Consider the following 13,243-nt stretch of genomic DNA (forward strand, 5'->3'; position numbering starts at 1 on the left):
TTCTTTCTCACGTAAGCTTATTTAAAGTGACTATGGCCAAAATTTTTTGTGTCGCCAATCAAAAAGGTGGCGTGGGTAAAACGACGACGACGGTAAATCTTGCCGCGGGACTTGCCAAACTTGATCAGCGGGTTTTGCTGGTGGATCTGGATCCTCAAGGCAATGCCACGATGGGAGCGGGGATCAATAAAGCCAAATTGACCGCATCGATTTATGAGGTTCTGCTAGGGATGTCGGATGTCGCCACGGCGCGTCAGCGCTCCGAAGCAGGGCAGTTTGACGTGTTGCCGGCGAACCGTGAGCTAGCCGGGGCCGAAGTCGAAATGGTTGAGTTGGAAAACAGAGACAAACGTCTGCGTGATGCGTTGAGCAAAGTGAGTGCTGACTACGACTTCATTTTGATCGATTGCCCACCTGCTTTATCCATGCTGACGCTGAACGGTTTATGTGCGGCACATGGTGTGATTATTCCTATGCAGTGCGAATACTATGCATTAGAAGGTTTGTCTGACCTGGCGAATACGATTAAAAAAGTATCTGTGAATTTGAATCCCGACCTGAAAATCGTCGGTCTGTTACGCGTCATGTTTGATCCTCGGATGACCTTGTCGCAGCAAGTCTCCGATCAACTGGAGCAGCACTTTGGCGATAAAGTCTTTAAGACGGTGATTCCGCGTAATGTGCGTCTCGCAGAAGCACCATCCTATGGCATGCCAGGTGTGGTGTTTGATCCAGCCTCGAAAGGTGCGCAGGCGTATATCGCCTTTGGCGCAGAGATGGTTGAAAGAATTAAATTGTTAGAAACTCAGTCGGATACAAAGTAATGGCAACGAAAAAGCAAAAGGGGTTGGGACGCGGCTTGGAAGCCTTGTTCGATGGTGCCGGTGATTTTAGTGAGGCTGTGCCAACGGTTGCCGGTGCGCCAAGCAGTCTGCCGATAAGCCAGATGCAAGCCGGTAAATACCAGCCCAGAACCCGCATGGATGAAGGTGCCTTGACTGAACTGGCCAGTTCGATCAAGGCACAAGGATTGATGCAGCCAATTCTGGTGCGGCCAATTGGCCAGACAAATGGCGTTACCCGCTACGAAATCATTGCGGGTGAGCGCCGTTTCCGTGCATCGCAAATGGCCGGTCTGGACGAAGTGCCTGTGCTGGTCAAAGATGTCGATGATCAGGCCGCTGCGGCGATGGCCTTGATTGAGAATATTCAACGTGAAGATCTGAATCCGCTTGAAGAAGCGCAAGGCATCCATCGTTTGATCACTGATTTCAGTTTTACACATGAGCAGGCGGCCAATGCGGTCGGGCGCTCGCGTAGCGCCGTGTCTAATTTATTGAGGTTATTGAACTTGGCAAAACCGGTTCAAACCATGCTGATGGCGGGCGACATCGATATGGGACATGCGCGCGCGCTTTTAGCGACGGACGCAGCGACACAGATACAACTTGCCAACCAGGTGGTTGCCAAGCGTATGTCGGTGAGAGATGCTGAAAAACTCGTCACCCGCACCACCGCAGAAATGAGCGCACCAGCCAAAACACGCGACAAAACCGAAAAATCACGTGATATCACTCGCCTGGAGGAAGAGTTGTCTGATTTGCTCGCCACGCAGGTTACTTTAAAAATGGGTAGTAAAGGGCGCGGGCAAATGATCATTGATTTCGCCGATCTCGACAGTCTTGACGGCGTCATTTTAAAGATTCGCGGCCAGTAAAATCGCCACATACGATGAACATCCTCTTGCTTCCCGGTTTATACAACTCTGGCCCATCCCATTGGCAAAGCCTCTGGGAGCAACAATACCCCAGAGCTATACGGGTTCAGCAACAAAACTGGGATCAACCTGACCGTCAGGCATGGCTGACCGGATTGACTGAAGCCATTAATCAAGTTGATGGGCCTGTCGTACTGGTTGCCCATAGTCTTGGTTGTGCGCTTGCTGCATGGTGGCTTAGTCTGGGAATGCCAGGTATTGAGCAGAAGGACCAGATTAAGGCGGCTCTTCTGGTTGCGCCACCAGATGTAGAGCGTGATGAATTTCCGGCAAAAAGTTTTGCGCCTATGCCCAGAACGGCATTCAACCTAGATGTTCTGGTCATTGCATCAGACAACGATCCCTGGTGTGATCTCGCTGTTGTTCAAGACTGGGCAACAGCCTGGCATGCTGAATTTCACTGTATTGGTGCAAAAGGACATATCAACGGAGATTCTGGCTTAGGAGCCTGGGAGCAAGGCCAGCATTGGCTTGCCGAGCTTATTAACAAACACTGAAAAGCATCAATGTCTCATTTTGATGCATTGCATCAAACGTTTGACGATAAGACGCACTACCACGTATAATTCCGTGGTTTTGGTTGGCGCGCAGTTGCGCTGGCTCAAACGAGATGATGGTTTTTTAGTTCTTATCAAGTACCATCAGCAAAATAAAGAGGAAATAGCATGGCGCGTATCGTCCTGCTGCAACTACTGGCAACGATTGTGGTTACCGTACTGGCAGCGTTAATCGCTGGCATTTCCTCTGGAATATCCGCATTGTTAGGTGGCTTGTGTTGCGCAATTCCCAATGCTTTGTTTGCTGCACGGCTTTATGCTAGTGCCAAAAAGCCCGGAGGCGCGAACCCGATGACATTCTTCATCGGTGAATTTGTCAAAATTGCGTCAACAGTTGCGCTCATGGCGGCAACTGTTTACTTGTACCATGATGTGAATTGGCTGGCGTTCGTCGCTGCCTTCATCCTGGTCTTGAAAAGTTATTTCATCTTACTCTTTAGGCATTGATCATGAGCTCAGCTGAACAAGTCACTCCGTCAGAATATATAGCCCATCACCTTGGGCATTTGACTAACCACGGGCACCAAGCGCAAACCTCCTTGTGGGACATGTCGTACGTAAATATTGATACGGTTATCTGGTCAGTCGTTTGCGGCTTGCTGGGTTCCCTCATTATGTACATGGCAGCGCGCAGGGCAACTTCCGGCGTACCTGGCCGTTTTCAATGTGCTGTTGAAATGCTCATAGAAATGGTGGACAACAACGCAAAAAGCATCGTTCACGGAAACACGAGCTTCATCGCCCCAATGGCCTTATCGGTGTTTGTCTGGGTTGTATTGATGAACTCTCTGGATTTCCTGCCGGTTGATTTGTTCTCTCAATGGTTGTTCCCTGCGCTTGGCTTGGATCATGAAATGCCACACCGCGTGGTTCCTACTGCTGACTTGAACGGCACTCTGGGTATCTCTATTGGTATCTTCGGATTGATGATGTATTACAGCTTCAAGATCAAAGGCGTAGGCGGCTTCATCAAGGAATTGTTCAGCGCTCCGTTTGGGCCGATGATGTTTCCGTTCAATTTTTTGTTGAACGTAGTTGAATACGCAGCGAAAACTTTCTCGCTTGGTATGCGGTTGTTCGGCAATATGTTTGCCGGCGAATTGTTGTTCCTGTTGATTGCAGCTTTGCTAGGTGCATCCGATTCCATTTTGGGCGGTATTGGTCATTTGATACTGGGTTCTGCATGGTCCATCTTCCACATCCTGATCGTACCTCTGCAAGCGTTTATTTTCATGATGTTGACTTTGGTGTACATGGGTCAGGCTCACGAAGCGCATTAATTAAGTTTTGAAGTTTTAGGTTTTTTTGGTTTTAGTTTTTTTGATTTTGGTATTTTAATTTTAACTTTCAAGGAGTTTTCTCATGACTAACGTCGCTTTCGTTGCTTTGGCTTGTGGCTTGATTATCGGTTTGGGCGCTTTGGGTGCGTGTATCGGTATCGCTATGATGGGTGGTAAATATCTGGAAGCATCTGCACGTCAACCAGAATTGATGGAAAAACTGCAAGGTAAAATGTTGTTGTTGGCTGGTCTGATCGATGCTGCGTTCATTATCGGTGTTGGTATCGCTATGTTCTTCGCAACTGCAAATCCGTTCAAAGGCTAATTGATTTTCCTTTTCCTACCGCAGACTTTGTCTGCGGAACGATCGATCTGATAAGGAAACAACTATGAATCTTAATCTATCAATGTGGTACCAGGCCGGGGTGTTTATCATCCTTGCTTTGGTGACTGCAAAATTCATCTGGCCGCCAGTGATCGGCGCCATTGATGAGCGCATGAAAAAAATCGCGGACGGATTAGCAGCAGCCGATCGCGGTCGTGCAGAGATGCAGGCAGCCGAAAAACGTGTGCAAGCCGAATTGGCCGGTGCTCGTGATGAAGGTCAAAAGCGTATCGTTGACGCAGAAAAACGCGCTCAACTGATCATCGAAGAAGCTAAAAATACAGCCTCCGCTGAAGCTGCACGCATTCTTGCTGCAGCTAAAGCAGAAGCCGATAATCAAGTGACTAAAGCACGTGAAGAATTGCGCGACCAGGTTGCCACTTTGGCAGTCAAAGGCGCAGAGCAAATTCTGAAGCGTGAAGTCAACGCATCAGCTCACGCTGATTTGTTGAACCAACTGAAAATCGAGCTGTAATCATGGCCGAACTCGCAACGATCGCTCGTCCTTACGCAGAAGCATTGTTCCGTGTTGCTCAGTCCGGTAACCTCTCCGCTTGGTCGGAACTGGTTGCCGAGATGGCGCAAGCTGCAGCACACCCAGATGTAGTCGCTCTTGCTCACAATCCAAAAGTCTCCGCTAGTCAAACAGCTGAGGCTTTCTTGTCCGTGTTGAAATCCCCGGTGAACGACGAGGCGAAGAATTTCGTTAATGCGCTCACTGAATACGATCGCTTAACCCTGTTGCCTGAAATCGCTGCTCAATTTAAAGATCTGAAAAATGCGCAAGAAGGCGCAGCAGATGCTCAAATTATCAGCGCATTTGAATTATCGGCAGCCCAGGTAAGCGATTTGGCGACAACGCTGGAAAAGAAATTTGGCCGCAAATTGCACCCGTCCGTTACAGTGGATAATTCCCTGATCGGTGGCGTGCGTATCGTGGTTGGTGATCAAGTGTTGGATACGTCGGTTCGTGCCAAGCTGCAACAGATGCAAGTCGCCTTAACAGCTTAAATTCGCTGCGTAAATTGCACGAGCAAGTACTGAAACAATTTTAGGAGTTAGTATGCAACTCAACCCATCAGAAATCAGTGAGCTGATCAAGAGCCGGATTCAAGGCCTTGGCACCAGCGCTGAAGTTCGTAATCAAGGTACGGTTATTTCCGTTACCGACGGCATCTGCCGCATCCACGGTCTGTCTGACGCGATGCAAGGTGAAATGCTGGAATTCCCAGGCAACACATTTGGTCTGGCATTGAACCTGGAACGTGATTCCGTTGGCGCCGTTATTCTCGGTGACTACGAGCACATCTCCGAAGGCGATACAGTCAAATGTACTGGTCGTATTCTGGAAGTGCCTATCGGCCCGGAATTACGCGGTCGTGTCGTGAATGCGCTAGGCCAGCCTATCGACGGCAAAGGTCCTATCAACGCAAAAATGACAGCGCCGATCGAAAAGATCGCACCTGGCGTTATTGCCCGTCAATCTGTTTCTGAGCCTATGCAAACGGGTATCAAATCAATTGATGCGATGGTTCCGGTTGGTCGTGGTCAGCGTGAATTGATCATTGGCGATCGTCAGACTGGTAAGACAGCCGTAGCGATTGATGCTGTCATCAATCAAAAAGGCCAAAACGTTACCTGTATCTATGTAGCGATCGGTCAAAAAGCGTCTTCCGTGAAAAACGTTGTGCGCGCTTTAGAAGCACACGGCGCGATGGAATACACCATTGTTGTTGCTGCGACGGCGGCGGAATCTGCAGCGATGCAATTCGTTTCCGCATACTCCGGCTGCGCGATGGGTGAATATTTCCGTGATCGCGGCGAAGATGCACTGATCATTTACGATGATCTGTCCAAACAAGCTGTGGCTTACCGTCAAGTGTCCCTGTTGCTGCGCCGCCCACCAGGTCGTGAAGCATACCCTGGTGACGTGTTCTACCTCCACTCACGTTTGTTGGAACGCGCAGCTCGCGTGAATCCTGACTACGTTGAAGCCTTCACTAAAGGTGAAGTCAAAGGTAAAACAGGTTCCTTGACAGCGTTGCCTATCATTGAAACACAAGCGGGTGACGTTTCTGCTTTCGTTCCAACAAACGTAATTTCGATTACCGACGGTCAGATCTTCCTGGAAACTTCCTTGTTTAACGCCGGTATCCGTCCTGCGATTAACGCTGGTATTTCCGTGTCACGTGTTGGTGGTGCTGCTCAGACTAAGGTCATCAAAAACCTGTCCGGTGGTATCCGTACTGACTTGGCGCAGTATCGTGAATTGGCTGCGTTTGCGCAGTTTGCTTCTGATCTGGACGAGTCCACACGTAAGCAACTGGATCGTGGTGCACGCGTTACTGAATTGCTGAAACAAGCGCAATACGCTCCTTTGACGATCTCCCTGATGGCCGCTTCCCTGTTCGCAGTGAACAAAGGTTACCTGGATAACGTCGAAGTGAAGAAAGTATTGGCTTTTGAAGCTGGCCTGCACAACTACCTGAAAACTAGCCACGCAGCATTGCTCGCTAAGATTGAAGAAACCAAGCAACTCGACAAAGATGGCGAAGCCGTCTTAGCCGCAGCTGTTGCTGATTTCAAAAAATCTGGCGCGTATTGATTCTTAACTCGAGCAGAAGGAGTAAGAACCGATGGCCTCAGGTAAAGAGATACGTGGCAAGATCAAAAGTGTAGAAAACACGAAAAAGATCACGAAGGCGATGGAAATGGTCGCCGCATCCAAAATGCGTAAAGCGCAAGACCGGATGCGTGCAGCCCGTCCCTATAGTGAGAAGATTCGTAATATCACTTCGAATTTGTCACAAGCGAATCCTGAGTACACGCATCCTTTCATGGTCCAGCAAGATCAGTCTAAGAAGGTCGGACTGATCGTTGTGACGACAGACAAAGGTTTGTGCGGTGGCCTGAATACGAACGTATTGCGTTTGGTCACCAGCAAGTTGCGTGAACTCGAAGCGAAGGGTTCAAAAATTGAAGCGGTCGCAATTGGTAATAAAGGTCTCGGCTTCCTGAACCGGATTGGCGCTAAAGTCGTGTCGCACGCAGTGCAACTCGGCGATACACCGCATCTGGATAAACTGATTGGTCCAGTGAAATTGTTGCTGGATGCATATCAGGACGGTAAGTTGGATGCAGTCTACCTGTCTTACACCAAGTTCATTAACACCATGAAGCAAGAGCCGGTGCTGGAGCAATTATTGCCCCTGACGGCCGACAAACTGGCAGCAGATAAAAATACCCATACCTGGGATTATATCTACGAGCCAGATGCAAACGCGGTGATTGATGAATTGCTGGTACGTTATGTGGAAGCGCTGATTTTTCAAGCAGTGGCAGAAAACATGGCATCTGAACAATCGGCTCGTATGGTAGCGATGAAATCAGCCAGTGATAATGCAGGTAATGTGATTGGTGAACTGAAACTGGTTTACAACAAAACCCGTCAAGCTGCGATTACCAAAGAGCTTTCCGAGATCGTCGCCGGCGCGGCAGCGGTCTAAACGAATTTTAATATTATTGAAGGAACGAACATGGCTAATGGCAAAATCGTTCAGTGTATCGGCGCTGTTGTGGACGTTGAATTTCCACGTGACGCGATGCCTAAGATTTACGATGCCTTGAAAATGGAAGGCTCCGAACTGACACTGGAAGTTCAGCAGCAATTGGGTGACGGCATTGTCCGTACGATTGCTCTGGGTACTTCTGATGGTCTGCGTCGCGGCATGATGATCTCGAATACTGGCAAACCTATCATGGTACCAACTGGCAAAGCAACGCTGGGTCGTATTATGGACGTATTGGGTAATCCAATTGATGAGTGTGGTCCGGTCAGCCGTGAAACTACTGCATCAATTCACCGTAAAGCTCCGGCTTACGATGAACTGTCCCCGTCGCAAGAATTGCTGGAAACCGGTATCAAGGTGATTGATCTGGTTTGCCCGTTCGCAAAAGGCGGTAAAGTTGGTCTGTTCGGTGGTGCGGGTGTGGGCAAGACCGTCAACATGATGGAACTGATCAATAACATCGCTAAAGCACACAGCGGTTTGTCCGTGTTTGCCGGTGTGGGTGAGCGTACTCGTGAGGGTAATGACTTTTACCACGAAATGGCTGATGCAAAAGTAGTTGATCTGGAAAATCCAGAAAACTCCAAAGTCGCGATGGTGTACGGTCAGATGAATGAACCACCAGGTAACCGTTTGCGCGTTGCTTTGACGGGTTTGACGATTGCTGAAGGTTTCCGTGACGAAGGTAAGGACGTGTTGTTCTTCGTCGATAACATCTATCGTTACACACTGGCAGGTACTGAAGTTTCCGCGTTGTTGGGTCGTATGCCTTCCGCTGTGGGTTACCAACCGACTTTGGCTGAAGAAATGGGCCGTCTGCAAGAGCGTATTACATCCACTAAAACTGGTTCGATCACATCAATCCAGGCCGTGTATGTTCCAGCCGATGACTTGACCGATCCATCTCCGGCGACAACTTTTGCTCACTTGGATTCCACCGTTGTTTTGTCTCGTGACATCGCCTCTCTGGGTATTTACCCAGCGGTTGATCCACTAGATTCGACATCACGTCAGTTGGACCCGCAAGTAGTTGGTACAGAGCACTACGAAACAGCCCGTGCTGTCCAAGGTACTTTGCAGCGCTACAAAGAATTGCGCGACATTATCGCGATTTTGGGTATGGACGAATTGGCACCAGAAGATAAGTTGTTGGTAGCACGTGCACGTAAAATGCAACGTTTCCTGTCTCAACCTTTCCACGTTGCTGAAGTATTTACCGGTTCCCCAGGTAAATACGTGTCACTGAAAGACACGATCAAGGGCTTCAAAATGATCGCTTCCGGTGAACTCGATCACCTGCCAGAACAAGCGTTCTACATGGTAGGCACTATCGACGAAGCAATCGAAAAAGCGAAGAAAATGGCTGCGTAATATAAGCCTTAGGGTGTAACAAGCTGCGTAGTTACATAACCACGAGTTACACCCTTCGTTTTTTGATCGAATGAAAAGGTCCGATATGGCACACACTATTCACGTTGACGTGGTTTCCGCAGAAGAGCTGATCTTCTCCGGAGAAGCCGAGTTCGTCGCGTTGCCGGGTGAGGCTGGTGAGTTGGGTATCTATCCAAAGCACACGCCATTGATTACTCGCATTAAGCCAGGTGCGGTGCGCATCAAGATCACAGGTCAGGCCGAAGATGAGTTTGTCTTCGTCGCCGGTGGCTTGCTTGAGGTGCAACCGGATGCGGTTACCGTTTTGGCCGATACCGCGATTCGCGGTAAAGATCTGGACGAAGCAAAAGCGAACGAAGCAAAGAAAATGGCGGAAGAAGCCCTGGTCAATAAAGAGTCTAAAATTGACTACGCGCAAGCACAGGCGGAACTCGCAGCGGCAATAGCGCAACTGGCGGCAATTCAAAAATTGCGTTCCAAGCGTTAAAGTTAAAGCAAACTGATTGATGTAGGACGTAATCATCTTACCCAGTCAGCAAGCAGTATGATAAAAAGGCAGCTCAGGCTGCCTTTTTGTTTTCTTTGGCGCTTTATTACAAGCAGACCACGTTTCGCGGAGCTTACACGATGTCAGAGCAGGCACAGATTACGCAATTACTACTGCACAGCAAGGTCATAGCCATCGTTGGTATTTCCGCCAGTCCGCAACGGCCTAGCTATCAGGTTGCCGCTTACCTGCAAAGCCATCATTACACTTTGCTGCTGATTAATCCGTTGGAAGCCGGTAACACGATCTTAGGTTTGCCGTGCTACAAGAGCCTGACCCAGGCAATACAAAAAACAGCTACCCAGATCGACATAGTCGATTGCTTCCGTCGTTCAGAGTCGATACCCGAGATCGTAGAAGAAGCGATTCTTGTGAAGGCCAAAGCGGTCTGGATGCAGCAAGGCGTGGTCAACGATCTCGCTGCGAATACGGCCCGCAATGCAGGTCTCGCGGTCGTCATGGATCGCTGCATCAAAATCGACCACATGCTGTTATCCTAAATAAGTACTAAATTTCACCGGAGTTTCCATGAGTGTCAGTCAGCTATTTCGCGCTAAAGAAAAATTGGTTTTGCAGGACGACAATGCCTCATTAAAGTTGATACCCGGAGGCAAAGACGCCAAGCCCGACAGCAAGGCTGCTGACAAGCTCACTACCATAAAGATTGCAGAAGAACTCTCGCTCATGCAAGAAATACTTTATGCGGAAAAAAAGCATAAGTTGCTCATCATTTTGCAAGGAATGGACACATCGGGCAAAGACGGCACAGTACGCGGCGTATTTGGTCAGATTAATCCCCTCGGCGCACGCACGGCAGCTTTCAAGGCACCAACGACGATAGAAAAAGAGCATGACTACTTATGGCGGATTCATCAGCAAGTCCCAGCTAACGGAGAAATCGTGATCTTCAACCGCAGTCATTATGAGGACGTGCTGATTACTCGCGTGCATGACTGGATTGACGATGCCGAATGCAAACGACGGCTCGCACAGATCCGGGATTTTGAGAGAATGCTGTCAGAAACTGGGACAGTCATCCTCAAATTTTTTCTGCATATCTCAGCTGAAGAACAAAAAGAACGACTTGAAGAGCGTCTGGCTGACCCGACTAAAAACTGGAAATTCGATCCACAAGATCTGGTCGAGCGCGGCTTCTGGGAGAGCTATCAACGTCAATATGAAAAAGTGATCGTGGCAACCGATGCCGACCATGCTCCCTGGTATGTGATTCCGGCAGATTCTAAAACTCAGCGCAATCTCGCCATCGCTAATATTGTGCAGGAGAAATTAATTAGTCTGAAATTAAGCTACCCACCAGGCAATCCAGAATTAAGCAAAATCAAAGTGGTCTAAGCCATGCCGATTGCCTATCTGGCTGAGCTGATCGCATTACCCCTGCTACCGTTGCTGAGCTGGCAGGGCAAGCGAACCAGAGCAAATACACCACGCCTGCCCGAGGCAAGCGGACAACCCCATGGTCTTTGCACGTTCAACGGGACTAACAAAGCGAACGACCAGACTCTACGGCTCATCAGTATCGGTGAATCGACGGTTGCCGGTGTGGGCGTAGATACCTATGAGGAATCAATTACCGGACAATTTGCACAGCAATTATCCGCTCAACTAAAAACCAATGTCGCCTGGCAGGCAATGGGTAAAAATGGCGCAGACATCGCCGAAGGAATCGCGACCTTGCTACCACAATTGCCCGACGCATCTCCGGGACCCGATATTTTGCTGATCGCCTTTGGTGTTAATGATACGACGGCCTTCAGATCTAATATGGCTTTTCGCGCGAACCTCACGCAATTGATCGATTCAATAGAGAACCGTCTGTCGCCTAAACACATCCTGATTTCCGGCGTACCGCCTATGCATGCTTTCCCGGCTTTGCCGCAGCCCTTGAGGATGGTGCTGGGGCTTAAAGCCAGGTCACTGGATAAAGTGGCTCGTCAGCTTGCCAAAGAGCGACCTGGCTTGCTACATGTACCCTCCGATCTCGATATTCAGGATACGACTTTGATGGCGCACGACGGCTACCATCCATCTGCAACAGGTGCACAGGCATGGGGATTGCAATTGACAAATGCTTATTTAGACGCGCAGGCAACTTAGCAATAAATAGCGGAAGAAATCCTTAAGCGAAGGAACTTATACACATTCTGAATAAGTAATTTATTTTCATAAATAGAAGCTATCACAATGGCTCAAGGGAAATAGTGAATAAAAACAAGGCATTAGATAGCAATATTCATTGCTTACTTTATTGCTGGTATTGCCAGGCCAGCTTGAGTAAATCTATCCACAAAGTTATCCACAGTTTCTATGTTGAAATTTCTATGAAAATCAGTCTCGTTTTCAAGAGATTGTGTCAGATCAGATGCCAGCATCCTGTGCATAGGCGATAATGTCGGTTTACCGCAATAAATCTGCCCGCTAGTCAAAACCTGTCGCACATCCGGCATGGAATTTTCAGTTTGTAGCGACGATCTGCGCCCAGCACTCCCGTATCTGTTTTATCGAAAGTATTTATGTCCACACCTTTTGCTGCACTAAAGAACGACACGTTTCTCAAAACCTTGTTACGCCAGCCGACCGACTACACCCCTTTATGGCTAATGCGCCAGGCGGGTCGCTACTTGCCTGAGTATCGTGCCACGCGCAAAGGTGCAGGATCCTTCATGAGCCTGGCAAAGAACCCTGATTTCGCTACCGAAGTCACGATACAACCGCTGGATCGTTTCGAGTTGGATGCCGCAATCCTGTTTTCCGATATCCTGACGGTGCCGGATGCTATGGGCCTTGGCTTATATTTTGAAGAAGGCGAAGGACCTAAATTCGAACGCCCGCTCAAAGACGAAAAAGATGTCCTCGCTTTAAAAGTACCGGAGGCAGGCAGCCTGCAATATGTGTTTGACGCCGTCACACAAATCCGCCGCACCCTTAATGGCCGCGTTCCCCTGATCGGCTTTTCCGGCAGCCCGTGGACACTCGCTTGCTATATGGTCGAAGGGCAGGGCTCGCGCGAGTTCCACACCGTCAAAACCATGATGTACAAGCGCCCCGACTTGATGGAGCACATCCTCAAGACCAATGCGATCGCCGTTGCCAGCTACCTCAATGCGCAGATTGATGCCGGTGCCCAAGCCGTCATGATTTTCGACAGCTGGGGTGGTGCGCTGGCAGACGGTGCCTATCAGCGTTTTTCACTGAACTATATGCAAGACGTCGTCAATCAGTTGCAACGGGAAAAAGACGGTCAGCGGATCCCGGCGATTGTTTTTACCAAAGGTGGCGGATTATGGCTCGAGCAGATTGCTGGCATTGGTGCCGACGCGGTCGGTCTTGACTGGACCGTGAACCTGGGACAAGCCCGCGCCCGCATCGGTGACAAAGTCGCCCTGCAAGGCAATCTCGACCCGGCAGTATTATTTGCTGATCATGATCAGATTCGCCAGCAAGTAATCAGTAGCCTGCAAGCCTACGGTACACCTGGTGCAGGTCATGGTCATGTGTTTAATCTGGGGCACGGTATTTCGCAATTCACGCCGCCAGATGCGGTGAGTGTCCTGGTTGATACCGTGCATGAATATAGCCGCCAGCAGCGCCAAAATATAGCGTAATCCACAAATCAGGCTCATATCAGGGATGGCAAATTCGCCATCACAAAATGATAAGTCTCGGGATCGCTTGATATTTCGTCATGGTGCTGCGCAACACCCACTATTCATGCGCC

General features: G+C 49.2%; 16 protein-coding genes. All 16 read left to right on the forward strand.

The window, feature by feature from the left end:
- The first annotated feature begins 32 nt into the window (after positions 1-32).
- Positions 33-824 carry a ParA family protein gene (locus ACO0LE_RS05470; RefSeq protein WP_422959412.1) on the forward strand — a complete coding sequence of 264 codons (792 nt, stop codon included), beginning with the start codon at positions 33-35 and terminating at the stop codon, positions 822-824.
- Positions 824-1,717 carry a ParB/RepB/Spo0J family partition protein gene (locus tag ACO0LE_RS05475; protein ID WP_422959413.1) on the forward strand — a complete coding sequence of 298 codons (894 nt, stop codon included), beginning with the start codon at positions 824-826 and terminating at the stop codon, positions 1,715-1,717. Before ACO0LE_RS05470 ends, ACO0LE_RS05475 begins: the two co-directional genes overlap by 1 nt.
- 14 nt (positions 1,718-1,731) lie before the next feature.
- Positions 1,732-2,274 (forward strand): RBBP9/YdeN family alpha/beta hydrolase, encoded by a 543-nt coding sequence (locus ACO0LE_RS05480; RefSeq protein WP_422959414.1) that lies wholly within the window; start codon positions 1,732-1,734, stop codon positions 2,272-2,274.
- Between the two features lie 168 nt (positions 2,275-2,442).
- A complete protein-coding gene (locus ACO0LE_RS05485) occupies positions 2,443-2,781 on the forward strand; it encodes an ATP synthase subunit I (protein WP_422959415.1) in 339 nt (112 codons plus the stop codon).
- 2 nt (positions 2,782-2,783) lie between these two features.
- Positions 2,784-3,614, forward strand: coding sequence for a F0F1 ATP synthase subunit A (atpB, locus tag ACO0LE_RS05490; RefSeq protein WP_422959416.1), 831 nt, complete (start codon positions 2,784-2,786; stop codon positions 3,612-3,614).
- An 82-nt stretch (positions 3,615-3,696) separates the two neighbouring features.
- A complete protein-coding gene (gene atpE / locus ACO0LE_RS05495) occupies positions 3,697-3,939 on the forward strand; it encodes a F0F1 ATP synthase subunit C (RefSeq protein WP_110254369.1) in 243 nt (80 codons plus the stop codon).
- Between the two features lie 64 nt (positions 3,940-4,003).
- Positions 4,004-4,474, forward strand: a complete 471-nt coding sequence (locus ACO0LE_RS05500) for a F0F1 ATP synthase subunit B (protein WP_422959417.1) — start codon at positions 4,004-4,006, stop codon at positions 4,472-4,474.
- A 2-nt stretch (positions 4,475-4,476) separates the two neighbouring features.
- Positions 4,477-5,010: a F0F1 ATP synthase subunit delta gene (locus tag ACO0LE_RS05505; RefSeq protein WP_422959418.1), complete on the forward strand. Its 534-nt coding sequence runs from the start codon at positions 4,477-4,479 to the stop codon at positions 5,008-5,010.
- A 52-nt stretch (positions 5,011-5,062) separates the two neighbouring features.
- On the forward strand, positions 5,063-6,604 hold the full coding sequence (gene atpA / locus ACO0LE_RS05510) for a F0F1 ATP synthase subunit alpha (protein WP_422959419.1): 1,542 nt from the start codon (positions 5,063-5,065) through the stop codon (positions 6,602-6,604).
- Between the two features lie 31 nt (positions 6,605-6,635).
- Positions 6,636-7,505: a F0F1 ATP synthase subunit gamma gene (gene atpG, locus ACO0LE_RS05515; RefSeq protein ID WP_422955266.1), complete on the forward strand. Its 870-nt coding sequence runs from the start codon at positions 6,636-6,638 to the stop codon at positions 7,503-7,505.
- Positions 7,506-7,535: 30 nt separating this feature from the next.
- Entirely contained in the window at positions 7,536-8,939 is a 1,404-nt protein-coding gene (gene atpD, locus ACO0LE_RS05520) for a F0F1 ATP synthase subunit beta (protein WP_422955267.1), read from the forward strand.
- 85 nt (positions 8,940-9,024) lie between these two features.
- Positions 9,025-9,447: a F0F1 ATP synthase subunit epsilon gene (locus ACO0LE_RS05525; RefSeq protein ID WP_422959420.1), complete on the forward strand. Its 423-nt coding sequence runs from the start codon at positions 9,025-9,027 to the stop codon at positions 9,445-9,447.
- Between the two features lie 140 nt (positions 9,448-9,587).
- The gene (locus tag ACO0LE_RS05530; RefSeq protein ID WP_422959421.1) at positions 9,588-10,007 is read left to right on the forward strand and encodes a CoA-binding protein; all 420 of its coding nucleotides are present in this window, start codon (positions 9,588-9,590) and stop codon (positions 10,005-10,007) included.
- Positions 10,008-10,035: 28 nt separating this feature from the next.
- Entirely contained in the window at positions 10,036-10,860 is an 825-nt protein-coding gene (locus ACO0LE_RS05535) for a PPK2 family polyphosphate kinase (RefSeq protein WP_422959422.1), read from the forward strand.
- Between the two features lie 3 nt (positions 10,861-10,863).
- On the forward strand, positions 10,864-11,622 hold the full coding sequence (locus tag ACO0LE_RS05540; protein WP_422959423.1) for an SGNH/GDSL hydrolase family protein: 759 nt from the start codon (positions 10,864-10,866) through the stop codon (positions 11,620-11,622).
- 416 nt (positions 11,623-12,038) lie between these two features.
- Positions 12,039-13,130, forward strand: a complete 1,092-nt coding sequence (gene hemE, locus ACO0LE_RS05545) for a uroporphyrinogen decarboxylase (RefSeq protein ID WP_422959424.1) — start codon at positions 12,039-12,041, stop codon at positions 13,128-13,130.
- Positions 13,131-13,243 lie beyond the last annotated feature (113 nt).

The sequence above is a fragment of the Undibacterium sp. Xuan67W genome (genome assembly GCF_049340165.1).
Lineage (GTDB): Bacteria > Pseudomonadota > Gammaproteobacteria > Burkholderiales > Burkholderiaceae_D > Undibacterium.

Excerpts from the sequence above, each read along its gene's own strand:
- ACO0LE_RS05470 (WP_422959412.1), top strand. The coding sequence starts at position 33 with ATGGCCAAAATTTTTTGTGTCGCCAATCAAAAAGGTGGCGTGGGTAAA.
- ACO0LE_RS05475 (WP_422959413.1), top strand. The coding sequence starts at position 824 with ATGGCAACGAAAAAGCAAAAGGGGTTGGGACGCGGCTTGGAAGCCTTG.
- ACO0LE_RS05480 (WP_422959414.1), top strand. The coding sequence starts at position 1,732 with ATGAACATCCTCTTGCTTCCCGGTTTATACAACTCTGGCCCATCCCAT.
- ACO0LE_RS05485 (WP_422959415.1), top strand. The coding sequence starts at position 2,443 with ATGGCGCGTATCGTCCTGCTGCAACTACTGGCAACGATTGTGGTTACC.
- atpB (WP_422959416.1), top strand. The coding sequence starts at position 2,784 with ATGAGCTCAGCTGAACAAGTCACTCCGTCAGAATATATAGCCCATCAC.
- atpE (WP_110254369.1), top strand. The coding sequence starts at position 3,697 with ATGACTAACGTCGCTTTCGTTGCTTTGGCTTGTGGCTTGATTATCGGT.
- ACO0LE_RS05500 (WP_422959417.1), top strand. The coding sequence starts at position 4,004 with ATGAATCTTAATCTATCAATGTGGTACCAGGCCGGGGTGTTTATCATC.
- ACO0LE_RS05505 (WP_422959418.1), top strand. The coding sequence starts at position 4,477 with ATGGCCGAACTCGCAACGATCGCTCGTCCTTACGCAGAAGCATTGTTC.
- atpA (WP_422959419.1), top strand. The coding sequence starts at position 5,063 with ATGCAACTCAACCCATCAGAAATCAGTGAGCTGATCAAGAGCCGGATT.
- atpG (WP_422955266.1), top strand. The coding sequence starts at position 6,636 with ATGGCCTCAGGTAAAGAGATACGTGGCAAGATCAAAAGTGTAGAAAAC.
- atpD (WP_422955267.1), top strand. The coding sequence starts at position 7,536 with ATGGCTAATGGCAAAATCGTTCAGTGTATCGGCGCTGTTGTGGACGTT.
- ACO0LE_RS05525 (WP_422959420.1), top strand. The coding sequence starts at position 9,025 with ATGGCACACACTATTCACGTTGACGTGGTTTCCGCAGAAGAGCTGATC.
- ACO0LE_RS05530 (WP_422959421.1), top strand. The coding sequence starts at position 9,588 with ATGTCAGAGCAGGCACAGATTACGCAATTACTACTGCACAGCAAGGTC.
- ACO0LE_RS05535 (WP_422959422.1), top strand. The coding sequence starts at position 10,036 with ATGAGTGTCAGTCAGCTATTTCGCGCTAAAGAAAAATTGGTTTTGCAG.
- ACO0LE_RS05540 (WP_422959423.1), top strand. The coding sequence starts at position 10,864 with ATGCCGATTGCCTATCTGGCTGAGCTGATCGCATTACCCCTGCTACCG.
- hemE (WP_422959424.1), top strand. The coding sequence starts at position 12,039 with ATGTCCACACCTTTTGCTGCACTAAAGAACGACACGTTTCTCAAAACC.